This window comes from Halomarina ordinaria (assembly GCF_030553305.1).
Taxonomy (GTDB): domain Archaea; phylum Halobacteriota; class Halobacteria; order Halobacteriales; family Haloarculaceae; genus Halomarina; species Halomarina ordinaria.
The window spans coordinates 1,831,508-1,855,743 of record NZ_JARRAH010000001.1; the positions used below are offsets into that span (position 1 = coordinate 1,831,508).

General features: G+C 69.4%; 23 protein-coding genes. 13 read left to right on the forward strand and 10 right to left on the reverse strand.

Annotated elements, in window-relative coordinates:
* Positions 1–57: 57 nt before the first annotated feature.
* A complete protein-coding gene (locus P1Y20_RS09955; RefSeq protein WP_304448510.1) occupies positions 58–672 on the forward strand; it encodes an Ntn hydrolase family protein in 615 nt (204 codons plus the stop codon).
* Positions 669–1,379 carry an archaeal proteasome endopeptidase complex subunit alpha gene (gene psmA / locus P1Y20_RS09960; RefSeq protein ID WP_304448511.1) on the forward strand — a complete coding sequence of 237 codons (711 nt, stop codon included), beginning with the start codon at positions 669–671 and terminating at the stop codon, positions 1,377–1,379. The genes P1Y20_RS09955 and psmA overlap by 4 nt, the downstream gene beginning before the upstream one ends.
* Here the strand turns inward: psmA and P1Y20_RS09965 are convergent.
* A complete protein-coding gene (locus tag P1Y20_RS09965) occupies positions 1,331–2,308 on the reverse strand; it encodes a DUF7351 domain-containing protein (RefSeq protein WP_304448512.1) in 978 nt (325 codons plus the stop codon). The genes psmA and P1Y20_RS09965 overlap by 49 nt on opposite strands.
* A gap of 43 nt (positions 2,309–2,351) precedes the next feature.
* Positions 2,352–2,930, reverse strand: coding sequence for a DJ-1/PfpI family protein (locus P1Y20_RS09970; RefSeq protein WP_304448513.1), 579 nt, complete (start codon positions 2,928–2,930; stop codon positions 2,352–2,354).
* Positions 2,931–3,050: 120 nt separating this feature from the next.
* Here P1Y20_RS09970 and P1Y20_RS09975 point away from each other — a divergent pair, with 120 nt between their 5' ends.
* From P1Y20_RS09975 to P1Y20_RS09985, 3 genes are all read left to right on the forward strand, one after another.
* Complete coding sequence (locus tag P1Y20_RS09975) at positions 3,051–3,635, forward strand: PaaI family thioesterase (protein WP_304448514.1); 585 nt, start codon at positions 3,051–3,053, stop codon at positions 3,633–3,635.
* Positions 3,636–3,721: 86 nt separating this feature from the next.
* Positions 3,722–4,018 carry a stress response translation initiation inhibitor YciH gene (gene yciH, locus P1Y20_RS09980; protein WP_368662146.1) on the forward strand — a complete coding sequence of 99 codons (297 nt, stop codon included), beginning with the start codon at positions 3,722–3,724 and terminating at the stop codon, positions 4,016–4,018.
* 152 nt (positions 4,019–4,170) lie between these two features.
* A complete protein-coding gene (locus tag P1Y20_RS09985) occupies positions 4,171–4,509 on the forward strand; it encodes a DsrE family protein (protein WP_304448515.1) in 339 nt (112 codons plus the stop codon).
* A 27-nt stretch (positions 4,510–4,536) separates the two neighbouring features.
* Here the strand turns inward: P1Y20_RS09985 and P1Y20_RS09990 are convergent, their stop codons facing one another.
* Positions 4,537–5,271: a helix-turn-helix domain-containing protein gene (locus P1Y20_RS09990; RefSeq protein ID WP_304448516.1), complete on the reverse strand. Its 735-nt coding sequence runs from the start codon at positions 5,269–5,271 to the stop codon at positions 4,537–4,539.
* 89 nt (positions 5,272–5,360) lie between these two features.
* On the opposite strand from P1Y20_RS09990, the gene P1Y20_RS09995 reads away from it, so the two are divergent.
* The 3 genes from P1Y20_RS09995 (at position 5,361) to P1Y20_RS10005 (ending at position 7,834) form a co-directional block, all read left to right on the forward strand.
* A complete protein-coding gene (locus tag P1Y20_RS09995; RefSeq protein WP_304448517.1) occupies positions 5,361–5,528 on the forward strand; it encodes a rhodanese-like domain-containing protein in 168 nt (55 codons plus the stop codon).
* Between the two features lie 8 nt (positions 5,529–5,536).
* Complete coding sequence (locus P1Y20_RS10000) at positions 5,537–6,826, forward strand: MFS transporter (RefSeq protein ID WP_304448518.1); 1,290 nt, start codon at positions 5,537–5,539, stop codon at positions 6,824–6,826.
* 102 nt (positions 6,827–6,928) lie between these two features.
* A complete protein-coding gene (locus tag P1Y20_RS10005; RefSeq protein WP_304448519.1) occupies positions 6,929–7,834 on the forward strand; it encodes a serine/threonine-protein kinase RIO2 in 906 nt (301 codons plus the stop codon).
* A 28-nt stretch (positions 7,835–7,862) separates the two neighbouring features.
* On the opposite strand, the gene P1Y20_RS10010 is transcribed toward P1Y20_RS10005, so the two are convergent.
* Positions 7,863–9,692, reverse strand: coding sequence for an ABC transporter ATP-binding protein (locus tag P1Y20_RS10010; RefSeq protein ID WP_368662170.1), 1,830 nt, complete (start codon positions 9,690–9,692; stop codon positions 7,863–7,865).
* Between the two features lie 214 nt (positions 9,693–9,906).
* On the opposite strand from P1Y20_RS10010, the gene P1Y20_RS10015 reads away from it, so the two are divergent.
* From P1Y20_RS10015 to yqeC, 3 genes are all read left to right on the forward strand, one after another.
* Positions 9,907–11,133 carry a trans-sulfuration enzyme family protein gene (locus P1Y20_RS10015; RefSeq protein ID WP_304448521.1) on the forward strand — a complete coding sequence of 409 codons (1,227 nt, stop codon included), beginning with the start codon at positions 9,907–9,909 and terminating at the stop codon, positions 11,131–11,133.
* Between the two features lie 183 nt (positions 11,134–11,316).
* Entirely contained in the window at positions 11,317–11,907 is a 591-nt protein-coding gene (locus P1Y20_RS10020) for a 50S ribosomal protein L15e (RefSeq protein WP_304448522.1), read from the forward strand.
* 115 nt (positions 11,908–12,022) lie between these two features.
* Positions 12,023–12,751, forward strand: coding sequence for a selenium cofactor biosynthesis protein YqeC (gene yqeC, locus P1Y20_RS10025; protein ID WP_304448523.1), 729 nt, complete (start codon positions 12,023–12,025; stop codon positions 12,749–12,751).
* On the opposite strand, the gene P1Y20_RS10030 is transcribed toward yqeC, so the two are convergent.
* The 4 genes from P1Y20_RS10030 to fdhF (P1Y20_RS10045) form a co-directional block, all read right to left on the reverse strand.
* Complete coding sequence (locus P1Y20_RS10030) at positions 12,748–13,359, reverse strand: molybdenum cofactor guanylyltransferase (RefSeq protein WP_304448524.1); 612 nt, start codon at positions 13,357–13,359, stop codon at positions 12,748–12,750. The two genes, yqeC and P1Y20_RS10030, sit on opposite strands and share 4 nt — an antisense overlap.
* Positions 13,360–13,449: 90 nt before the next feature.
* Positions 13,450–16,677 (reverse strand): formate dehydrogenase subunit alpha, encoded by a 3,228-nt coding sequence (gene fdhF / locus P1Y20_RS10035; protein ID WP_304448525.1) that lies wholly within the window; start codon positions 16,675–16,677, stop codon positions 13,450–13,452.
* Complete coding sequence (locus P1Y20_RS10040; RefSeq protein WP_304448526.1) at positions 16,674–18,188, reverse strand: NADH-ubiquinone oxidoreductase-F iron-sulfur binding region domain-containing protein; 1,515 nt, start codon at positions 18,186–18,188, stop codon at positions 16,674–16,676. The genes fdhF (P1Y20_RS10035) and P1Y20_RS10040 overlap by 4 nt, the downstream gene beginning before the upstream one ends.
* A 308-nt stretch (positions 18,189–18,496) precedes the next feature.
* Positions 18,497–20,584 (reverse strand): formate dehydrogenase subunit alpha, encoded by a 2,088-nt coding sequence (fdhF, locus tag P1Y20_RS10045; RefSeq protein WP_304448527.1) that lies wholly within the window; start codon positions 20,582–20,584, stop codon positions 18,497–18,499.
* Between the two features lie 271 nt (positions 20,585–20,855).
* Here fdhF (P1Y20_RS10045) and P1Y20_RS10050 point away from each other — a divergent pair, with 271 nt between their 5' ends.
* Entirely contained in the window at positions 20,856–21,419 is a 564-nt protein-coding gene (locus P1Y20_RS10050; RefSeq protein ID WP_304448528.1) for a hypothetical protein, read from the forward strand.
* A gap of 67 nt (positions 21,420–21,486) precedes the next feature.
* A complete protein-coding gene (locus P1Y20_RS10055) occupies positions 21,487–22,617 on the forward strand; it encodes a CobW family GTP-binding protein (RefSeq protein WP_304448529.1) in 1,131 nt (376 codons plus the stop codon).
* On the opposite strand, the gene P1Y20_RS10060 is transcribed toward P1Y20_RS10055, so the two are convergent.
* Positions 22,618–22,758, reverse strand: a complete 141-nt coding sequence (locus P1Y20_RS10060) for a hypothetical protein (protein ID WP_304448530.1) — start codon at positions 22,756–22,758, stop codon at positions 22,618–22,620. It abuts the gene before it with no gap.
* Positions 22,759–22,902: 144 nt separating this feature from the next.
* Entirely contained in the window at positions 22,903–24,063 is a 1,161-nt protein-coding gene (locus P1Y20_RS10065) for a glutathione-independent formaldehyde dehydrogenase (protein WP_304448531.1), read from the reverse strand.
* Positions 24,064–24,236: the final 173 nt, after the last annotated feature.

Below are 24,236 nucleotides of genomic sequence, written 5' to 3' on the forward strand. Positions count from 1 at the left end.
CCTCAGCTAAAGGCATCTTTAGCGAGTACTTATCCGGCGCGCGCCCCGAGGGGAGGTATGAACGACGATGTGGTGACGAAGACCGGCACCACCACGGTCGGCCTCGCGACGAGCGAGGGAGTCGTGCTGGCCGCGGACCGCCGGGCCAGCCTCGGCGGTCGGTTCGTCTCCAACAAGCAGGCGATGAAAATCGAGCAGGTCCACCCCCGGGCGGCGGTCACGATGGCCGGGTCCGTCGGCGGCGCCCAGGCGTTCATCCGCCAGTTGCGCGCCTCGGCGAACCTCTACGAGGCGCGCCGCGGCGAGCCGATGGACGTGGACGCGCTCGCCCAGACCGCCGGCCAGCTCCTGCGCGGGATGCCCGCGAGCCCCGTCCTCGGCGGGGTCGACGCCGACGGGGAGGCACGCGTGTTCAGTATCGACGGCGCCGGTGGCGTCCTCGAGGACGCCTACAGCGCCAGCGGGAGCGGCATGACCCTCGCGACGGGGGCGCTCGAACGCCTCTACCGCGACGACCTCACCCTCGAGGAGGGGGTCGAGGTGGCGGCCGAGGCGGTCGACAGCGCGCTCGAACGCGACACCGCAAGCGGAAACGGCATAACCGTCGCGCGTATCACCGCCGACGGCGTGAACATCGACACCTACGACGACGTCACGGAGGCACTCGCATGATGGGAGGCAACGACCGACAGGCGTACGACCGCGGCAGCAACATCTTCTCGCCCGACGGGCGACTCTACCAGGTCGAGTACGCCCGCGAGGCGGTGAAACGAGGGAGCGCGAGCGTCGGCATCCGGACCGAGGAGGGGGTCGTCCTCGCCGCCTCCCGGCGTGTCCGGTCGCCGCTGCTCGAACCGCGCAGCGTCGAGAAGCTCCACAAGGTCGACGACAACCACGGCGTCGCGAGCGCCGGCCACGTCGCCGACGCCCGCCAGCTCGTCGACGTGGCGCGGCGCGCGGCGCAGGTCGAGCGACTCCGCTACGGCCAGCCCGTCACGACCGAGCAGCTCACCACCGAGGTGAGCCGTCACATCCAGGAGTACACCCAGTCGGGCGGCGCCCGGCCGTTCGGCGCGGCGCTGCTCGTCGGCGGCTACGTCGACGGCGAGGCGCGCCTGTTCGAGACCGACCCCTCGGGGACGCCCTACGAGTGGCGCGCGGCCGCCATCGGCGGCGGCAGCGACGACCTCCGCAAACACCTCGAGGAGCACTACGACGAGGAGATGGGGCTCAACGACGCCATCGCGCTCGCGCGCGACGCGCTCAGCGACGAGGACGACGAGGACGAGGACGGGGAGTTCATCGCGGTTGCCGTCGTCGACGAGGAGGGTTACCGGACGGTCGACGTGGGCGAGGACGCGGCGTCCGACGCCGAGTGAGCCCGGCGGTCGGTCTCGACGACCGTCCCGTCGCGCCCGACGAGCAGTTCTAGCGTCTCGTTCCCGAGTTCCGTCGAGACGCGAACGCACCACGGGTCGTCCGAGAGCACCGCCTCTCGCCACTCGCGGCCCACGTTCCAGATGGGCCGTTCGCGCACGTCGAGCGCGTGGTCGTAGTAGAACGACACCACCGCCGGGTGGTCGAGGACGGCCAGCGTCACCGGACAGCGAAGCGTGTAGCCGCAGGCCGCACAGCCGAGGTGGAGGCGGACGGGACTGGCGGGGCGCTCTGTCTCGGCCCCGTCCGTGGCGACCGCGTCGGCGTCGGCGTACTCGACGCGCGCGCTCGACGTGCCGCCGCACTCCGGGCAGGTGCCGGCGACGAGCAGCGCCACCCGCGAGCGGTGGAGTCGGTCGAACGCCCCCGGGAGCGACGCGTCGTCGTGGGTCCGGTGGCCGCCGGGCGGGAACGGCAGCGAGAGCAGGTCCGCCTCGCAGGCGTGACACGAGACGCCGACCGTGTTGTCCGTCACCGCGACGTGCAGGTCGGCCGCCGCACAGAGCGGACAGGGGTCGTCGAGGGCGACGGGGTCGCGGTCGACGCTCTCGGTGTAGGCACCGCTGACGATGGCGCGGGCGACCTGCAGGCCCGCGTAGGTGAAGGTGTAGCCGTCGTCGGTCTCCTGGAGGTAGTGGTCGGTGAGCTGTCGGAGGTGGTAGGCGAACCCGGCGGTCGTCTCCGCGCCGCTGGCCTCGAACAGTTCCGAGAAGGTCTTCGTCGTGGGTGCGACGCCCGCGCTGTCGCCGTCCGGGTCGGCGGCGTCGCGACCCCCACCGACCGGTTCGAGCAGCGACGCGAGGACGCGCGTCCTGACCTCGTTGCCGAGCGGGCGGAACGCCTCGCTCGGGTCGACCTCGCCGTCGGTCATGGCCACAGTACCCCACCACGACGGATAAGTCGTCCGTCGACGCTCAGCGCCGGTCGTACTCCATCTCGCTCGCGACGCGCGTCGCCACCTCGACGCTCGCCAGGCGCTCGACGAGGTGGAACGCGAGGTCCAGCCCGGAGGTGACCCCGCCCGCGGTGAGGACGTCGCCGTCGTCGACGACGCGCTCTTCGCGCACCTCGACGGGGAACTCGCGCAGGTCGGAGAGCGCGCCCGCGTGCGTGACCGCGGGGCGGCCGTCGAGGACGCCCGCGTGCGCCAGCAACATCCCACCCGTACAGACCGAAGCGATAGTCGCCCCTCCGTCGTGGAGGCGCGCGACCGCCTCGGGAATCTCGCCGCGCTCGGCCTCGCTCCACGCGCCCGCCGCGCTCCGGTCGTTCCACCCGCCGCCGGGGACGACGAGGACGTCGGGCGACCCGAGGACGCCGTCCGGTTCCACCCGGAGGCCGTGGCTCGCCTCGACGACGTCGCACGGTTCCAGCGTCACGAGCGAGACGGCGATGTCGGCACCGAGACCGGCGGCGTTGGCGAGCACCTCGTAGGGACCGATGGCGTCGAGTTCGTCGAACCCCTCGTAGACGACGATTTCCACGGTTGTCATGGCCGTGGTTGGGGGTGAGGGGACTTGACTGGATACGTCGATAAATCGGAGAGTGCGATACGAAATCGCCCGTGCGGCGCGATGGCCGGGAGTTATGCGCCCGCGCTCGGAGTGGGTGGCATGGCAAGCGACGAGCGCCGTGTCGAGGTGACGCTCACCGCCGAGGAGTACGACCGCCTGGCGGCGACGACGGACGACCCCGAAGCGCTGGCCCGGGAGGCGCTCCTCCGGCGGGTGGACCTCGAGGAGAGCATCGAGTTCACCCGCGAGGGCGGCTTTCGCGAGCTGGCCGTCGAGGAGCGCGCCGAGGGGATTCCCCGGCCCCCGGTAGGGGTCCTCGTCGGCTTCGACGTACTCGAAGCCGCGGACGGCGAATCACGCCTCGCCTTCGACGCCGGGCCGGAGCACGCCAATCCGATGGGGACGCTCCACGGCGGCGTCGTCTGTGACGTCGGCGACGCCGCGATGGGGACGGCCTACGCGAGCACGCTCGCCGAGGCGGAGTCGTTCACGACGCTCGACCTGACGGTGAACTACCTCCGACCCGTCTGGTCGGAGCGACTGGAGGCCGTCGGCCGCGTCGTCGAGGGCGGCCGCACCGTCGGCCTCGTCGAGTGTGACATCACGAACGAGGACGGGAAGCGGGTCGCCCGCCTGTCGAGTACGTGTATGACGTTGCGCGACGAACAGGCGGCGGGCCGCTGAGAGAGCGGCGAACGTAGGGGACGGCGCTATACCACGGGCACGCACAGCCGCGAACCGGTTTATACCGTCGGCGGCGTAGGACGACCGTGAGTGAGAAAGACCTCAGTGACATCGCCGGCCTGCCGAGCGACCTCGGCATCGGCGAGGACCTCGCGCGCGCCGAGCAGCGACTCTCGATTCGCGTCGAGCGCCGCCGCTACGGCAAGCCGATGACGGTCGTCGACGGGTTCGAGGAGGGAGTCGACGTTGACGCCCTCGCCTCGACGCTCAAGCGCCGCCTCGCCACCGGCGGTACCGTCAGCGACGGCCACATCGAACTACAGGGCGACCACGCGGACCGCCTGCCCGACGTCCTCCGGGATGAGGGCTTTCAGCTCGCCTGAGCGACGCGCGGGGCGTCGGGGTCCCGGCCGGTCGCGCCGCTATCGACCCCACGCGGCGGCCCGGGGGCGACGGGCCCCGAGGAGAAGGAGCGACTCATGAGTCGTGGCCTCGTTCCGAGAACAAACACCATCCAATCTCGAGTGCGTCGCCGGTGAAGGGCCGGTATGCACACGTCGGAATCGTCCTGGAGACCGACGACCCCGAGCGCGTCTGGAACGCGTTTCGGCTCGCGAACACGGCACTCGATGCGGAGCACACGGTCGAGGTCTTCCTCCTCGGTGACGCTGTCGAGGCACCGGACCTCGAACACGAGACGTTCAACCCGCACGGTGTGATGCGCAAGTACACTCGAGACGGCGGCGAGCTCCTCGCCTGTGGGACGTGTCTCGACTCCCGCGACCTCGACGAGGACGACCTCCGGCCCCGTGCGACGATGGGCGACTACCTGCGAATCGTCGAGGACGCCGAGAAGGTGCTCACGATCGGGTAGCGAACCGCTCGCCGTCCGCGCGGCGGACTAGTCGGCGACCCGTCCCGCCCGTCGCGTCTCCCGGACCCGTAACGGGTCCGCCGTCGACGTCGCGGTGACCAGCCGCAAGAACTGCCCCGCGTTCGTGAGGAGTTTGTTCTCCGCCTTCCGGAGGTGTTCTTCGTACGTCGAGCGAGCGACGGCCGTCCGGTCGGCCAGGTCACGGATGGACGTCTGCCGGGGGTGCTCGTAGTACCCGCACTCCAGCGCCAACTGCAACGCCGCCAGCTGCCGGTCCGTGAGCGTCTCGAACAGTCGGTCGACCGGGGCCAGCATCGTGTGGGGAATCTGCGTCTCCGAGAGCGAGGTCTTCGAGAGGAGCTCGATCTCCCTGTCGGAGCGCAGGTCGCGGAGCAGTTCCCGGACGTCCTCCTCGTCGAACGCGACCACCGTGTAGTGTTCCCAGCCCTGGCGGTAGATCGTCGGGGACTGGTACAGACAGTTGTGTTCCTCGAAGCGGTCGACGATGGTCTCCTCGAGCGAGCAGAGACAGGACTGCGTGACGACGTGATAGCCGTCGTCGTTCTCCGATTCGTGTAGAACGGTTCCGAGCTGGCTGATCTCGTCGAGCAGGTCGTCGGTCGGCGTCGTCTCGGAGGTGATTTCGAGCACCTGGCAGTCGCTCAGCGGCCACTCCCGTATCGTCAGGTCCGGGTGGCGCTCAGAGATTTCTCGGTACGGGCACTCGTGTTTGACCCGAATCGAGGCCTCGTACAGACTCATACGACCAACGTCGGTCTGGTCAAAATTAACACTGCCGGTCATGTCCGGCAGCACCTACATGTAGATATACCCTCTATTCGGGAGTACCGATGCAGGAGATCACGCCGGAAGAACTCAGCGACCGATTGCGAAACGGTGATGACGGGCCGGTCGTCCTCGATATTCGCCACGGAGCGGATTTCGAGGACGGGCAGCTCCCGGGCAGCATCGACGTGGATGTCTACGACCAATCGACTGACGGCCCACTGCGCTGCTAAATGAGTCCATGAATACGGGTACTGAAATCAAACAAGGAATCCGCGAGCACCTCGGACAGTTCTCACTCCACGTCCTGCTGGTGTTCGCCACTGGCCTGACCATCGGGTCCGAACGGACCGTCGTCCCCGTTCTGGGCGAAGAGGTACTCGGCGTCGAGTCGTTCCTGGTTATCGGTTCGTTCGTCGTCTCGTTCGGAATCGTGAAGTCGATTCTCAATCTCTACGCTGGCAAATGGGGCGAGGAGTACGGCCGCAAGCCAGTGCTCGTCGCCGGGTGGGCGACAGCACTCCCCCTGCCGCTCGTCCTCATCTTCGCTCCGAGTTGGGGCTGGATCACCGTCGGGAATATCCTGCTGGGTATCAACCAGGCATTGACGTGGAGTATGGCGATCAACGCGAAGATCGACCTCGCAGGACCCGAGCAGCGTGGCCTTGCGGTCGGTATCGACGAGTCGTTCGGCTACACTGGCGTTGCCGTCGGGGCATGGATTACAGGCGTTGTCGCCGGTCAGTGGAGCCTCCGGCCGGAGCCGTTCTACTTCCTCGCCATCGTCGTCGTGCTGGCGTTCCTCGTCTCCATCTTCCTGATCAAGGAAACTGTCCAGTACGCCCAAGCAGAGGGAGACGACGACCACCACGACGCAAACCTGCCGTTCGACGAGGTGGTGAAGCGAGCGACCTACGGTGACAAGACGCTGTTCGCTGCGGCTCAGGCCGGCCACATCGAGAACTTCGTGGATACGCTGTTCTGGATCGCCGTCCCGCTGTATCTGGTAAGCCAGGGTCTTGGTATTGCGGCGGTCGGTGTCGTCGTCGGTGTCCACAGCGCGATGTACTTCCTCCAGATCGCGACCGGTGGACTTGCTGACCGTATCGGTCGCCGGCCGCCCGTCGTCTGGGGCATGTTCCTCGCAGGTGTCGGCGTCCTTGGAATGGTACTCGTCGAGGGGTATCTCGCGTGGGCAGTCTTGGCCGCTCTCTCCGGCCTTGGCATGGCGTTACTGTATCCGAACCTGATGACGGTGCCGAGCGACGCCGCCCACCCGACCTGGCGGTCTGCAGGGATGGGAGTCTACCGGATGTGGCGCGACTCCGGCTATGCCGTCGGAGCCATCCTGATCGGGCTCTCGATGGAGTTCGTGAACCCCGAGGCCGCGTTCTACATGACCGCACTCCTGATGTTCGCCTCCGGTGCGGTCGTGTACGTCTGGATGGAGGAGACCCACCCCGACTTCGGGACCCACGAGCCACCAGCCCCGGTTGCCGAGTCACCGACCCGGGCGGTGTCCGAAGACTGAACCCGCGCTCAGTCTCGGTCCCCATCCCGATTCCGTATAGCACTCTCCAGTTTACCGTGCGCGACGCGGGGGGCTTTTACTCGCCCGCACGAGAGGGGAGGTATGGTGCAGAACGTCGCCGCGGGCTTCCTCGAACTCGAACCCGAGGACTTCTATCTCCTCTCGGGTATCGAGCACGGCATGCGGTTCAGCGAGTGGGTCGACCGCGAGAAGGTGGCGGAGTTCTCGCGGCTGGACAGCGAGGAGGTCGACTACCGGCTGGACCGCTGTGAGGACCGTGGGTACGTCGAGCGAAAGACCGTCCACTACCAGGGCTTTCGCCTCACGTTCGAGGGGTACGACGTGCTGGCGCTGCGCGCGCTCACCGAGCGCGACAGCATCCAGGCGTTCGGCGCGCCCCTCGGCGTCGGCAAGGAGAGCGACGTCTACGAGGTGCGCTCGTACAAGCCTCTCGCGCTGAAGTTCCACCGCGAGGGCTACACCAACTTCCGCGAGGTGCGCCGCGAGCGCGAGTACACCTCCGAGAACCGCCACGTCTCGTGGTTCTACACCGCGCGCAAGGCCGCCGAGCGGGAGTACGAGGCCCTGGAGACGCTCTACCCGGACGTGCGCGTCCCCCGGCCCGTCGACCACAACCGCCACGCCCTCGTGATGGAGAAGCTCCCCGGGGTCGAACTCTCGAAGGCCGGCCTCGACGCCGGACAGGTGGTCGGCGTCCTCGACCTCGTGCTGACGGAACTGGCGACGGCCTACCGCGAGGGCTACGTCCACGCCGACATGAGCGAGTACAACGTCTTCGTCGACAGCGACGGCGTGACGATCTTCGACTGGCCACAGGCCGTCCCGACGGACCACGAGAACGCCGACGAGTTCCTCGACCGCGACGTGGCGAACCTCGTCCGGTACTTCCGACGCAAGTACCCCCAGCAGGTCGGCGAGGAGGACGTCTCGGCCATCGCGGACGCCATCCGCGACGACTCGTTCGAGTCGGTGCGCGCGTGTCGATAAATCGGATGGGACGATAGCGAATCGGAGCTCAGTCCTCGCCGTCGGTACGGAGCAGCGAGTCGAACGCGCTCGCCTCCTCGCCGGCCTGGACGCCCCAGAGGTGGGCGTAGAGGCCCCCGGCGGCCAGCAACGCCTCGTGCGCGCCGCGCTCGACCACGCGTCCCTCGTCGAGCACGAGGATGAGGTCCGCTCCCCTGACCGTCGAGAGGCGGTGGGCGATGGCGAGCGTCGTTCGACCGGCGGTGAGGCGGTCGAGCGCCCGCTGGATGAGGCGTTCCGTCTCGGTGTCGACGGCGCTCGTCGCCTCGTCCAGCACCAGGACCGCCGGGTCCTGCAGGATAGCCCGGGCGATGGCGAGACGCTGGCGCTGGCCCCCCGAGAGCTTCACCCCTCGTTCCCCGACCCGAGTGTCGTACCCATCGGGGAGGTCCACGACGAACTCGTGGGCTTCCGCGGCACGCGACGCCGCGACGACCGCCTCGTCGGTGGCGTCGAACGACCCGTAGGCGACGTTCTCGCGGACCGTCCCGTCGAAGAGGAAGACGTCCTGCCCGACGTACCCCACCGCCGAGCGGAGGCTGTCGAGGGCGAGGTCACGCACGTCGTGGCCGTCGACGCGGACCGCCCCGCTATCCACGTCGTAGAGGCGCAGGAGGAGCTTCGCGACGGTGGACTTCCCCGCGCCGGTCGGGCCGACGAAGGCGACGGTCTCGCCCGGTTCGACGACGAAGTTCACGTCCGCGAGGACGGGCCGGCCGGGGACGTAGGCGAAGCTCACGTCGTCGTACTCGACGCGCCCCGTGATTCGCTCCGGGGCGACGGGGTCGGGGCCGTCGCGGACCGTGACGGGGCGTTCGACGAGGTCGACGATGCGCTCGCCGCTCGCGCGGGCGTTCTCGTAGGAGTTGACGATGCGCCCCGCCCCGGAGAGCGGTTCGACGAACCGCTGGGTCATGAACAGGAAGGTGACCAGTTCGCCCGGCGAGAGCGTGCCGGAGAAGCCGGGCGGCGGGCCGACGACGAGCCAGTACCCCCCGAGCGCGAAGGTGACGGCGAAGGTGAGGCCCGCGAGCAGGTCCATCGCGGGCTGGTAGAGGTACTCCAGTTTGGCGACCGCCCACGTCCGGAGGTAGTTCTCCCACGAGGCGTCGCGCACGCGGCCGTTCTCGAAGGCCTCGGCGTTCGAGGTCTTGATGACCTCCATCCCGGCGAGGTTGTTCTCGATGCGGGTGTTGAGGTCGCCGATGCTCGCGCGGAGCGCGCGGTAGCGCGGGCGGATGGTGCGCATGAACCAGACGGTGAACGCCCCGAGCGCGGGCACCCCGACGAGGGTGACGACGGCGAGTTGCGCGTTCAGGTAGAACAGGAGGGCGGCGATGCCGAGGACCGTGGCGAGCAGTTGGAGCGCGCCGCTGACGGTCGTCCCGAGGAACATCCGCAGGTTGCGGACGTCGTCGTTGAGGATAGCCATCACCTGCCCGGTCTGTTTGTCGTCGAAGAACGCCATGTCGAGGTCCTGCATCGCGCGGTAGGCGTCGACGCGGACGGCGTGCTGGATGCGGTTCGAGAACAGCGAGAGGCTCACCCCCTGGACCCAGGTGAGCGCGCCGCCGACCACGAGCGACCCGAGGACGAGCGCGACGGAGAACCAGAGCTGTGCGGGCGCCCCGTTCGGAATCCACGCGCCCGGAACGAGCGGGAGGGTGTAGGGACCCGCGTCGGTGAACAGGGCGTCGATGGCGACGCCGAGCACCAGCGGCGGGACGAGGCTCACGCCGCGTCCGAGGATGCTCGTGACGACGCCGAGGACGAACAGCCCCAGCTCGGGCCGGGCGTAGCGGGCGAAGAGGTCGCGCATCGGCGCGGCCAGCGGCGACGGCGCCGTACTCACGGCGCGCGCTCGCTGACCCGACGCGACCCGGTGGTGACGAACCCCTGCGACATTCACCCCCGGTACGCGACGAACGGGTATGAGGGTCGCGCCGCCCGGGGATGATTCGAGGTAATATTTGCGACCGGATAAATTATCAGATAGTCGAAATGATTTTGTGGTCGCTCGGGGGAAGGAACGTATGGACTCGGACCCGCACATCGAGACGCTCGCGGTGGGCTACGGCGAGGAACCGACGCCGGAGGCCGGGCCGGGCGACGTCGTCTCGCCCATCCACCTCGCCTCCACGTACGCGCTCCAGGGGCTAGACACCGACCTCAGCCTGGAGGACGTGGACCCCGAGCGCGGCGAGTTCCTCTACACCCGGCTGTCGAACCCGACGCGCCACGCCGTCGAGAAGCGCCTCGCCGCCCTCGAAGGGGGGAACCACGGCTTCGCCTTCTCGTCCGGGACGGCGGCCATCGCGACGGCGCTCCTCGCGACGGTCGAACCCGGCGACCACGTCGTGGCGTTCGAGGACCTCTACGCCGGGACCCGCCGGATGCTGGAGGGCTTGTTCGCCGAGCGCCTCGACGTGGACGTGACGTTCGTCGACGCGACCGACTCCGCGAACGTCGAACGTGCGCTCACCGACCGCACGACGCTCGTCTGGATGGAGACGCCGACCAACCCCCTGCTGCGTCTCTGTGACGTCGCCGCTATCGCCGACCTCGCCCACGAACGCGGTGCACGCCTCGGCGTCGACAACACGTTCCTCAGTCCCTACTTCCAGCGCCCGCTCACCCTGGGGGCCGACGTCGTCGTCCACAGCACCACCAAGTACCTCAACGGCCACTCCGACGGCCTCGGGGGGGCGCTCGTCACCGACGACGACGCGCTCGCCGAGGTGGTGGGGTTCCACCAGCAGGTCGCCCTCGGGAACGTCCTCGCCCCCTTCGACAGCTACCTCCTCCTGCGCGGGCTGAAGACCTTCCCGCTCCGGATGCGCGCACACGAGGCGAACGCGCGGGCGGTCGCCGAGTACCTGGTCGACCACGACCGGGTACGACGCGTCCACTACCCGGGACTGGACTCGCACCCCCAGCACGCCCTCGCGCGCGAGCAGACCAGCGGGTTCGGCGGCGTCCTGTCGTTCGAACTCGACGGCGATATGGACGACGTGACGCGCTTCGTCGCCGGCCTGGAGCACTTCCGGCTGGCGGTGAGCCTCGGCGGCGTCGAGAGCCTCGTCGAGTGCCCGGCGGCGATGACCCACGAACCCATCCCGCGCGCCGAGCGCGAGGCGGTCGGCATCACCGACACCCTGCTCCGCGTGTCGGTGGGTATCGAGCACGTCGACGACCTGCTCGCCGACCTCGACGGCGCGTTCGCGCGCCTCGCGAACGCCGACCCCGCGCGCTCGGTCTGAGCGGCGAGCGGGCGTTCCGAAGGCCCTAAGTACGCCATGGCAGTAGTCTGGACAACTCGCTGGCCGAGACGGGCCCCAGCGGGCACCTGCCGGCGCGACCCCGAACGCGGGTCGCGACCACGCAGGCCGGAATGTGGCGCGACCCGCTCGCGCTGAACCACCCAACGCCCGTCGGAACACACCATGGCACGAAGCTTCTACTCGCACATCCGCGAGGCGTGGAAGGACCCGAAGGAAGGCAAGCTCGCCGAACTCCAGTGGCAGCGAAAGCAGGAGTGGCGGAACCAGGGCGCCATCGAGCGCATCGAGCGCCCCACCCGACTCGACAAGGCGCGCTCGCTCGGCTACAAGGCCAAGCAGGGCGTCGTCCTCGCGCGCGTCAGCGTCCGCAAGGGCAGCGCGCGCAAGCAGCGCTTCACCGCCGGGCGGCGCTCGAAGCGCCAGGGCGTCCGGAAGATCACCCGCAAGAAGAACCTCCAGCGCGTCGCCGAGGAGCGCGCGTCGCGGAAGTTCCGCAACCTGCGCGTGCTCAACTCCTACAGCGTCGGACAGGACGGCTCCCAGAAGTGGTTCGAGGCCATCCTCATCGACCCCGAGCACCCCGCCATCCAGAACGACGACGAGCTGAACTGGATCTGCGACGACAGCCAGCGCGGGCGCGCCTTCCGGGGCAAGACCGGCGCCGGCAAGCGCGGACGCGGCCTGCGCAACCGCGGCACCGGCGCCGAGAAGGTCCGTCCGGGCGTCCGGGCGAACAAGGGTCGCGGCAAGTAACGCTCGCGGAACACACACGGAACGGTCACGGAACGCTTCTTTCGGGAGGACTCGGACCGACGCCGAGTCCAGCCGCCGGCAGTACGCTCATGCGCGCGCGGCACGACTCCCCCGTATGGACCTCATCGACGCGCTCGTCCCCGAGAGCGAGGGGACCCCGCTCGTCTGCGTGGTCGGCGCTGGAGGGAAGAAGACGACCCTCTACACGCTCTCGAACGCCCTCGACCGTGCGGTCGTCACCGCCACCGTCCGTATCCCCATCTTCGACGAACACGTCGGGGAGGTGCGCGTCACCGACGACCCGGTGGACGCCGTCGCGGCGCACGACGGGCCGTGGCCCCTCGGCGTCGTCCCCGAGCGCGAGGACGACCGGTACCTCGGCTACGAGACGGCGACGGTCGACGCGCTCACCGAGACGGACGTCGACGCCGTCCTCGTGAAGGCCGACGGCGCCCGGATGCGCGAGTTCAAGGCGCCCGACGCCGATGAACCCCGCCTCCCCGCGGCGAGCACCGCCGTCCTCCCCATCGCCAGCGTGCAGGTCGTCGGCCGCCCCCTGACCGACGACTACGTCCACCGGCCCGAGCGGGTGGCGGCGCTCACCGACCGCGAGGTGGGCGACACCGTCCGCGCGGAGGACGTGGCGACGGTCCTCACCCACCCCGACGGCGGGTGCAAGGGCGTTCCCGGGGACACGACGGTCGTCCCCGTCCTGAACAAGGTCGACGACGCCGACTGGGAGCGCACCGCTCGCACCATCGCTCGCCGGATTCACGAGCGCGCCGACGTCCCCTACGTCGCGCTCACGCACCTCCGCGGCGGCGACCTCGTGGCGGTCGTCTAACCGAGACGCGCCTCGGCCGCCGCCAGTTCCTCGCGGGTGTTGACGTTCTCGAACGTGTCGAGCGACCCGTGCGCCCGGAGGGCGGGTTCGTCGACGACGACGTAGTCCACCTCGAACAGCGCCGCCAGAATCTTGTGGTCGTCGCGGGCGAGCGCCGCGTCGCAGGCGTCGGCCATCGCGTCCGCCCGGTAGACGGCGTGGGTCGTCTGGAACCACTCGTCGTCGAGGCGCGGGACGGCGGCGTCGTGGTCGACGACTCGCTCGAAGAGGAACGCGACGATTCCGGGGTCGACGAACGGCATGTCGCAGGCGACGACGAAGGCGTACTCGCCCTCGACCGCCCGCAGCCCCCGACCGATACCGGCCATCGGCCCCTCGTCGGGGGTCTCGTCGACGGCGAAGCGCACCGGGAGCGGAAAGCCGTCGAGCGCGGCGTCGATGGCGTCGACCTGGTCCTCGCGGCAGTTGACGACGAGCGCGTCGACGACGGACACGAGGCGGTCCGCGACCCGGCGTATCATCGGCGTCCCGGCGAGGTCGGCGACGGCCTTGTCGCGCGGCCCGAAGCGCGTCGAGCGCCCGCCGGCGAGGACGACGGCGGTGTGCATACCCGGGGGTACCGGTCCGAGGGGTAAACGCCCGGCGGTCCGAAAAACGAGACCGTTTCGGGGCTGGAGTGGAAACGAGGGGGTTCGCGCTCAGTCGTCGTCGTCGGCCACGGCGGCGTCCGCCGATGTCTCGGGCGCGACACCCGCGTCGGGGCCGGCGGGTCTCGCCCGGACGCTCGCCACCTTGTACTCGGGGATGCCGCTGACGGCGTCGAACGACTCGCGCGTAAGCGTGTTGACGGCGCCCGCGGCGAAGTGCATCGGGATGAACACGACGCCCACGCCGGGTCGGTCGGTCACGCGCGCGTCGACCGTTATCTCCCCGCGCTTCGACTCGACGAGAACTGGCTCGCCGTCCTCGATGCCGAGTCGCTCGGCCGTCTCGGGGTGAATCTCGACGAAGCTCTCGCCGACGTGGTGCATCAGCCCCTCGACGCGGCGGGTGAGCGTCCCCGTGTGCCAGTGGTAGAGCACGCGCCCGCTGGTGAGCGTGAGGGGGTACTCCTCGCTCGGGAGTTCGCCCGGTTCGCCCATGTCCGCGGGGACGAACCGCGCGAGGCCGTCCTCGAAGTTGAACTCCTCCTCGTAGAGGAAGGGCGTGCCGGGGTCGTCGGCGTCGCGACAGGGCCACTGGAGGCCGTCGCCGACCGCCTCGAGGCGGTCGTGACTGATGCCCCCGTAGATGGGGACGAGGTCGTTTATCTCGTCCATCACGTCGGCGGGCGAGTCGTAGTCCCAGTCGAACCCGAGGCGGTTCGCGAGTTCCTGGACGATGACCCAGTCGGGGAGCGCCTCGCCCGGCGCGTCCATCGCCTTCCCGACGAGCTGGACCCGCCGTTCGGTGTTCGTGAACGTGCCGTTCTTCTCCGCGAAGGTGGCCGCGGGGAGGACGACGTCGGCGTACTCCGCCGTCTCGGTCATGAAGATGTCCTGGACGACGAGGAAGTCGAGGTCCTCCAGCGCCTCGCGGGCGTGCGAGAGGTCCGGTTCCGACAGCGCGGGGTTCTCCCCGACGACGTACATGCCGTGGACGTTGCCCGCGAGCGCCTCGCTGAACGCCTCGGGCACCCGGAGGCCGACCTCGCCGGGCGGGCGTTCGCCCCACACCTCGGCGAACCGGTCGAGCACCTCGGGGTCGGTGACGTCCTGGTAGCCGGGGAGGTTGTTCGGGAGCGTCCCCATGTCGCCGCCGCCGCCCTGGACGTTGTTCTGCCCGCGGAACGGCGAGAAGCCGGCGCCGGGCTTGCCGACGTGGCCGGTGACGAGCGCGAGGTTCGCCAGCGCGAGGACGTTCTGCGTCCCGTGGGAGTGCTGGGTCATCCCCATCGCCCACCCGAAGACGCAGGTGTCGGCGTTCGCGATGGTCTCGGCCGCCCGGGTGAGTTCCTCGGGCGGGACGTCCGTCAGGCGCTCGACCTCCTCGGGCGTGAACGGTTCGACCTTCTCGCGGAGGTCCTCGAAGTTCTTCGTGCGCTCCTCGACGAAGGCCTCGTCGTGGAGGCCCTCGTCGATGATGTGACGAATCATCCCGTTTATCCACGCCACGTCGTAGCCCGGGCGCGTCCGGGAGTACTGGGTGGCGTGTTCGGCGATTTCGACCTTCCGGGGGTCGAAGACGAAGAGGTCCGCGCCGTCGCGGACGTTCTGCTTGATGCGCGTGGCGAGGACGGGGTGGCTCTCGGTGGTGTTCGACCCCGTGATGAGGTAACAGTCGGTCTCGCCGATGTCCTCGTTGATGCGGTTGGACATCGCGCCGAAGCCGACGGTCTGTTTCAGCGCCGCCACGGTCGAGGAGTGACAGAGGCGCGCGCAGTTGTCGATGTTCTTCGAGCCGAGCACCTGCCGGGCGAACTTCTGGACGAGGTAGGCCTCCTCGTTGGTCCCCTTCGAGGAGGCGAAGGTGGCCAGCGCGTCGGGGCCGTGGTCGTCGCGGATGCCGGCGAACTCGCTCGCGACGCGCGAGAGCGCCTCCTCCCACGTCGCCTCGCGGAACTCGCCGTCCTCCTTGACGAGCGGGGTCTGCAGACGCGTCTCCTGGTCGACGAACTCGTAGCCGAACTTCCCCTTCACGCACGTCGAGAAGTCGTTGACGGGCGCGTGGTCGGGGTCGGTCGGCTGGACGGCGAGGAAGTCGTCGTCCTTCGCGTGGACCTCGAAGCGACAGCCGACCGCGCAGTACCCGCAGGTGGTCTCGGTCTTCTCGACGCCCGAGCGGCGGACGTCGCTCACCGCGTCCGCGATGTCGAAGAGGACGCCCTCGGGCATCGTCGACGCCGCGACGTCCTCGGCGGTGTGTTCGACTTTCTGCCACGCCTTCTCGCCCACGTCGCGGGCGGCGTCGGTGGCGTCGGCGCGGGCCTTCGCCATGAACCGGGCGACGCCCTGCTTCTCCTCGATGTCGACCTCCTCCTCGCGCTCGGAACGGCGCTCGTCGTCGGCCGTCCGCGCGGGTTCGTGTTCGATGACCTTCCCGACGGAGTTGCGCTGGTTGAACCCCGGGATGGGGAGGGTGGCGACGCCGTCGTAGCCCTTCTCCGTGAGCGACCCGGTCGGACAGACCGTCGCGCAGTGGCCACAGGAGACGCACGTGGAGTCCGCCATCGTGGCGGCGTCGGTCTGGAAGTCGACGTGAGTGTCGCCGCCGGAGCCGTCGATGCGGAGGACGCCCTCGACCTGCACGTCGTTACACGCCTCGACGCACCGGTTACAGAGGATGCACTTGTTGCGGTCTATCTGGATGAACGAGGAGGTGTCGTCGAGGGGTTCGTACTCGTCGCGGTCGTCGAGGACGCCGTAGCGCGGGTGCGAGACGTCGTTCTCGATGGAGACGTCCTGCAGTTCGCAGTCGCCGTTCGCGTTGCAGGTCGTACAGCGCAGGTTGTGGTTCGACAGCAGGAGGTCGAGGTTCACGTCGCGGGCCTCCTCGGCGTCGGTGGCGTCTGTCGAGACGGAGAGGCCGTCCTCGGCGGGGAAGCTACACGAGGGGACGAGGCCGTGGTCGTCCGTCTCGACCATGCAGGTGCGACACTCCGAGCGCGGGCCGATGTTGTCGCCCTGCTCGGTGTCGCGGTCGTACGAACAGAGCGCCGGGACGTACGCCTCGGTGTCGACGGCCTCGACGGCGTCGAGCAGCGTCGACCCCGCCGGGAGCGCGACGGGTGCGCCGTCGACCTCGACGGTGACCATCTCGTCGCCTGCCGTCGGCGTCCGGAGGTCGGGGTCGTTCGCCGTCCCCGTGACGAAGTCCTCGGTCAGGGGGGTCTCTGGTTGCGGGTCGTCGACGGTCGGGACGCGGGGGAGTGGTGGTTGCGTGCTCATGATTCGTTGCAGGCGCCGCTCGGACAGCGCCCGTCTGCGTGGGCGCGGAACTCGGTCTCGAACTGTTCCATGGCGGTGGTGACGGGACGGGCGGCGGTCTGCCCGAACGCGCAGGTGCTCGTCGCCCGCATCACGCGCGCCAGTTCGCGTAGCATGTCGTCCTGGTAGTCGCCGCCGTAGACGTCACGCAGGAGGTTCGTCAGCTGTTTCGACCCCTCGCGACAGGGCACACAGCGCCCGCAGTTCTCCTCCTCGGCGAACCGGGCGCGGGTACCGACGGTGGCGACCGCACAGGTGGTGTCGTCGAGCAGTTCGACGACCCCCTCGGTACCGAGGTCGGCGGCGGCGAGCGCGGGGGCGCTCGGGGGGCAGTCGAGCGACCGGGTGAGGCCACCGAACTGCCCGCCGACGCAGGCCATCTTGTAGCGTCCGGTCATCGAGACGGCGTCGCGGGCGGCCGCGAGCGAACTCCCGGTGGGGAGTTCGACCGTCGCTGGCGCCTCGACGTCGCCGGCGACGGTGAACAGGCGCGTGCCGGGGTCGGCGTCGTCGGCGTCGTACGCCTCGTCCGCGAGGAGTGCCCGGCGGACGTGCGCGAACGTTCGGGGGGTGTGGATGACCGTCGGCCGGCCGTAGAGGCCGTGGGTCTCCGGGCCGGGCGGGCGGACGCGCGCCTCGATGCGGTCCGCGCCCTCCATCGCCTCCAGCGCCATCGTCATCTCGCCGGCGATGAAGCGGTCGGGGCCGACGACGACCTCGACGGTGACGCCCTTCTCGGCGGCGAGCGCGCTCGCGGCCGCCTCGACGCGCTCGTGGACGAGCGCGTCCTCCTCGTTGCAGTAGACGACGACGTCGCCCGCGCCGACGGCGCGGGCGGTCGCGAGCGCTCCGTCGAGGACGGCGAGGGGTGTGGATTCGAGCAGGAGACGGTCGGTCCCGTTGCGCCGGTCGGCCTCGTTGGCGTTGACGACGACGACGGGGTCGCCGTCGGCCTCGCTCGCGGTGCGCCACGCCGGCGCGACCGGTTCGTCGGCCCGGCCGTCGCCGCGGCCGCGGCCCAGCAGACCGACCGCGGAGACGCGGTCGAGCGCCCGCTCGGGGGCGCCCTCGTCGAACGTGGGGGGGAGGTCGTCGAGGCTCGCCGGCGCGACCCACCCGCAGGGGCCGAGCAGGTGCCGTCGGCCGACCGCGAGCGGTCCCGTCTCGGGGGCCGGGAGCGTCTCCGTGTCGGCGTCGTGCTCGACGACGGCCAGCGCCCCCTCAGTCGGGAGGTCGCCGTCGACGACCGTCGTGGCGAGGTCGCGCGCGCGCTCCAGCGTGCAGTTCTGGTGGTACGCAGTCCGGCCGTCGACGGTCGCCGATACCAGCGGGTCGACCCCCCGGATACCGGTCGAACCGACCGTGACGACGGACTCCGCTGCGACCGCCCGCGCGGCGGCGGCAACCGCGCCCTCCGCGTCCGAGACGCGAAGGAGGGGGGACCGACCGACGGTCGCTGGGGTCTCGTCCATACGCCGCCTGCGAGCGGGGACCGTAAAAAACGATTGTCCGCGGAATCGTACCAATCGAGAGACAGTGTCGTGTGTGGTGGTGAGTGTCGGCCCGGGTCAGAAGGGCGGCGTCAGGCGCGGACGACGGCGTCGCCTGCGCACGACCGTGAGCGCGGCGACGAGTGCGAGAACGAGTGCGAGGACGACCGGCCCGGCGAGCGTTCGAGTGTTCGGCATGGCGCTCGCTTCGCCCGCGGCTCACTTGACCGTGGGGGTGCCGGCCGCGACCGTCGAGGAGGGGGAAGCGAAGGGAGTGCGAGGACGGACGTTCAGTCGCCCGGCTGGGCCGCCGGTTCGACGTCCACCTCCACGCGCGCGGCCGACGCCTTGTACTCCGGAATCTTCGCGACCGGGTCGAGCGCGTCGTTCGTCAGCCGGTTGATGGGCGACTCCGAGAAGTGCGGCGTCGACCACAGCACGCCCGGCTTCACGTTCTCGTTGACGCTCGCCTTGACGACGACGTCACCGCGGCGGGAGACGAGTTTGACGTACGCCTCGTCCTCGACGCCGAGCCGGTCGGCGTCGACGGGGTTGATGTCGACGAAGTTCTCCGGCGTCCGGCGGATGAGCGTCGGCGAACGGGTGCTCATCGTCCCCGTGTTGTAGTGCTCCTCGAGGCGGGCGGTCGTCAGGACGAACGGGTACGTCTCGTCCTCGACCTCCCGTGGCGGCTGGTGGGTGACGCCCCGAATCCCCCCGAGGCCGCTCGGCGTGTCGAACGACTCCTCGTAGAGGAACGGGTCGCCCTCGTCCTCCTCGTCGTAGCACGGCCAGTGGACGCCCTCTAGCCCGAGACGGTCGTAGGTGATGCCCCGGTAGATGGGCGTCACCTGCCGGAGTTCCTCGAACACCTCCTCGGGGTCGCCGGCGTCGAAGTCGAAGCCCTCGCCGAAGAGGCGCGTGCCGACGTCCGAGAGGATGTCGAGGTCGTGGCGCGCGTTGCCGGGGACGCGCGTCGCCGCGCGCATGCGCTGGACGCGCCGGTCGGTGTTGGTGACGGTGCCGCCGCGCTCGGCCCACGAGGTGGCGGGGAGGACGACGTCGGCCAGTTCGGCGGTGTCGGACATGAAGATGTCCTGGACGACGATGAACTCCATCTCGTCGAGCAGTTCGAGCACCTCGTTGCCGTTCGGTTCGCTGATGACCGGGTTCTCGCCCATCACGTAGAGGCCGTGGACCTGCTCGCCCGCCGCCTGGGTTATCTCGACGTTCGAGAGGCCCGGGACGGTCGGGACCTCGAAGCCCCACACCTCCTCGACGGCGGCGCGGCCCTCGTCGTCGTCGACGGGGACGTAGCCGGGGAGGGTGTTGTACATCGCCCCGACGTCGCAGGTCCCCTGGACGTTGTTCTGCCCGCGGAGCGGGTTGACGCCGGTGCCGGGGCGGCCGAGGTTGCCCGTCACCAGCGCGAGGTTGATCTCGTTCTGGACGTTGTCGGTCCCGCAGGCGTGCTGGCTCATCCCCATGCCGGTGAAGATGGCGGCGTTCTCCGCCGTGGCGTAGACCTCGGCGGCGCGCTCGATGTCCTCCAGCGGGACGCCACAGATGTCCGCGGCCTCCTCGACGTCGAAGTCCTCCAGGGTCTCGACGAGGTGCTCGAAGCCCTCGGTGCGCTCCTCGACGAAGTCCTCGTCGACCCAGCCGTTGTCGAGAATCGTCTTGAGGACGATGTTGAGGAGCGGGATGTCGGTTCCCGGTTTCACCTGCAGGTGGAGGTCCGCGTCGCGGCTGGTCTTGTTCACGTGCGGGTCGACCTGGACGACGAAGGTGTCCTCGAGCGCCGCCTGCCGGAAGTACTTGCTGTGGGCGATGGGGTGCTGTTCGGCCGGGTTGGCGCCGTGTATCCAGTAGACGTCGGCCTCCTCCATCAGGTCCTGCATGCTGTTGGTCATCGCGCCGGCGCCGAGGCTCTCGCGCAGGGCGGCCACCGTCGAGGCGTGACACATCCGCGTGCAGTTGTCGACGTTGTTGGTGCCGTAGCGACGGGCGAGTTTCTGCAGGACGTAGTTCTCCTCGTTCGTGCACTTCGAGGAACCGAAGAAGCCCATCGAGTTGCCGCCGTACTCCTCGCGGATGCGGCTCATCTCGCTCGTGACGCGCTCGAGCGCCTCCTCCCACGTCGCCTCGCGGAACTCGCCGTCCTCTCTGACGAGCGGTTCCATGAGGCGCTCCTCGTGGTTCACCACCTCGGTCGACGCGCCGCCCTTGATGCAGAGCGCGCCCTCGTTCACCGGTGCGTCGAACCACGGTTGCAGTCGTACCTCGCCCTGTTCCTCGCCCTCCTTGAGTTTGAGTCCGCACCCGACCCCGCAGTACGGGCAGATGGTACAGACCCCCTCGTCGGCCTCCTTGCTCATAGTTGTCGTGTTGTGTCGGTCGCTGGTCGTCGCGCTGGTCCCCTTCCGCGTCGTTCGCTACCGAATACCACATCGTGGTCGGGATTGAACGTTACGTTGTTCTCCTCAACCGTATGTACTGAAATCTAGAGGGTCATTCCAACACATTAGTCTTTCTCCGTGAATGAACGGAGGGGGAGAACAGTTCGAGCGGCGACCGGGCGTGGCGTTATGCCGTCGGGAGACCAATGGACCTGGACCGGGGCGACACAGCCACGGGGTGAGTGAGAGAATGGAACTCGACTGTTCGGTCGTCGACAGGGAAGCCCGCGCGTACGAGCGTCGCGAACCGTTCCACGAGGTCGAGCGCGACCAGTTGGAGACGCTCCCGGACGCCGTCGCCGCGGGGGACGTCACGTGGAAGGACGTGGAGTGGGTCGTCTGGTGGTACTTCAGACGTCACCTCGGAGCGTACCCCCACAGGCGGCGACTCGACGTCGAGGAGCGCTTCCGGTCGAACGACTGGGAGGACGTCCGCGAGATGGTCGAGGCGGTCGGCAAGGTCGACACGGACGAGGAGCGCCTCGCGTGCCTCGAGACGCTCGACGGCGTCGACACCGGCGTCGCGAGCGCCCTCCTGCAGTACCTCCGTCCCGACGCCTACCTCGCCGTCGACGAGCGGACGTGGGACGCACTCCGCGCCGCCGGCGTTCTCTCGACGCCCTATCCCGACCCGCCGTCGACGACGGCCTACCAGCGCTACCTGGAGCGGTGTCGGACGCTGGCCGAACGCTGCGACGTCGACCTCCAGACGGTGTACCGCGCGCTCTGGCGACTGGGCGGCGACGAGTCATAACCGAACGGGACTGTCCGTCGATGTGACCGACGGCGGATACTTGCCCCCGGGGGGCGACTCACCGTCGATGAGCGACGAACGGGTCCCCGTGACGGTGATCGCCGGCGCGCTCGGGGCAGGGAAGACGACGCTCGTGAACCGCCTGCTGACCGCGCCCGGCGACCGGCGTATCGCGGTCATCGTCAACGACATGGGGGAGGTGAACGTCGACGCGGAACTCGTCGAGCGCGAGGAGGAGGGCGTCGTCGACCTCTCGAACGGCTGTATCTGCTGTCGCCTGCAGGACGACCTCCGGACGGAGGCGGCGCGACTGGCCCGCGAGCGCGAGTTCGACTACCTCGTCGTCGAGGCCTCCGGCATCAGCGAACCCGTCCCCATCGCGCGGACGCTCGCCGGCGACGCCGGGGAGGGACCGGACCCCACCGACGACTACGCCCTCGACACGATGGTGACCGTCGTCGACGCCTACGGGTTCTGGAAAGAGTTCGACGCGGGCGCGGACCTCCCGCCGGGCCACGACCCCGAGCGGCCGCTGGCGGACGTGCTCGTCGACGGCATCGAGTTCTGCGACGTACTCCTGCTCAACAAGTGCGACATGGTGCCCGACGGGGTCCTCGACGACATGGAGGCCGTGATTCGACGACTCCAGCCCCGCGCGGCGATACGCCGGACGACCCACTCGGACGTCCCGCCCGAGACAGTACTCGGGACCGGCCGCTTCGACTTCGAGGCGGCGAGCCGCGAGCAGGGCTGGAAGCGCGAACTCGCCGGCGGCGGACACGGGGGGAGGGACGACCACGGGGGCGAGGAGGGTCACGACCACTCGCACGACCGCTCCGCCGCCGAGACCCACGGCGTCGAGTCGGTCGTCTACGAGGAAGGCGACCGGCCGCTCCACTCCGGGCGGTTCTCCGACTGGCTCGACGACTGGGACGGGTCGGTCGTCCGCGCGAAGGGCTTCTGCTGGCTGGCGAGTCGGCCGGAGGAGGTACTCGGGTTGAACCAGGCCGGACCCTCGCTGCGCGCCGGTCCCATCGGCGAGTGGGGCGAGGACGACCCGGCCACGCGGCTGGTGTTCATCGGGACCGACCTCGACGACGGACTGCTCGACGGCCTCGACGCGTGTCTGCTCGACGACGGCGAGTCGGACGTCACCCGGGCGGACGACCCGTTCCCGCGCGAGACGCTGCTCAAGTAATCAGACCTGCTCGCGCAGTTCCTCGTAGGACTCGTGGAACCCGTAGGTCGACTCGCCCGTCCCACCGACGGCGTTCTGGTAGACGTCGTCGTACTGGAGGAGGGCGGACCACCCCGCGCCGATGTTACAGTAGAGACACACGAGTGGAGCTACCGCCAGCGGGAGGATAACGGTTGCGGGGGGTCGTCCGACGCGCGGTGGGCGGTCCGTCGACTCTCACGGGTCGTCGTGTGCTGGGTCCGGGGGGCGCAAAAGAAGCGTGCGTGCTGTGGCGAGACGGTCCGACTACGGTTCGAGGAGGACCTTCGTGACGCCCTCCTCGCGCTTGTCGAACGCCTCGTACATCTCGGGAGCCTCCTCCAGGCCGACGCGGTGGGAGACGACGAAACTCGGGTCGGCGCGCCCCTCGATGATGAGGTCGCGCAGCTGGCGGTTGTACTGCTTGACGTTACACTGGCCCGTCCCGAGGCGCAGGCCCTTCTCGAAGAGCTTGCCGAAGTCGATGCCGAGTCGGCCCTGCGCGGCCATGTCGTCGGGCGCGCCGGGGTCGCTCGGGACGTAGAGGCCGGGGATGCCCAGTTGGCCCGTCGGGCGGACGGTCTGGATGAGCTGGTTGAGGACGACCGCCGGGTTCTCACGGGCGGGGTCGTAGGCGTCGTCACCCGTGTCGGTGTCCGGGTCGATGGCCTGATAGCCGACGGCGTCGACGCCGCGGTCGACCCCGTCGCCGTGGGCCTCCTTTATCTGCTCGACCGGGTCGGCGTCCTCGAAGTTGATGGGCATCGCGTCGCAGTGCTCCTCGGCCAGGTCGAGGCGACTCGGGACGCGGTCGACGACGTATATCTCCGAGGCGCCCTTTATCTTCGCGCTGTAGGCGGCCATCAGACCGACGGGACCGGCGCCGAAGATGGCGATGGACTCGCCGGGCTGGAGGCCGGCCAGTTCCGTCCCGTGCCACCCCGTCGGGAAGATGTCGGCGAGGAGGGCGAAGGAGTCCTCGTGCTCGTTGCCCTCCGGGAGTTTCAGCGCGTTGAAGTCCGCGTACGGGACGCGCAGTTGCTCGGCCTGCCCCCCCTGATAGGGACCCATCGCCACGTAGCCGTAGGCGCCGCCGGCGAAGCCGGGGTTGACGTTCGTACAGAACCCGGTGAACCCGTTCTCGCAGTTTCGACAGTGCCCGCAGGCGACGTTGAACGGGAGGACGATTCGGTCGCCCTCCTCGAGGGTGCTTACCCCCTCGCCGACCTCGGTGACGGTCCCCATGTTCTCGTGGCCGAAGACGATACCCGGTTCGGCGGCCGTCCGGCCCTCGTACATGTGGAGGTCCGACCCGCAGATGGCGGTCGTCGTGATGTCGATGACCACGTCGTTCGGGTCCTCGATGCTCGGTTCGTCGACGTCCTCGATTGCGACCTCGTGCTCGCCTTTGTAGACTACTGCGTCCATTGGTATGACACCGAATCGACAGTCGCCCGCTCGGCTATTACCTGTTTTTTAGTACGGGTTTGAGAGTGAAGCAGACGGGACAGTCACGAGCTGTCGGGTATCGTGACCGTTCGGCGGTGCGTCGACCGTGGAGACGACGCGGAGCGCGGCCGGCGGTCCCGGGGCGGACGGCC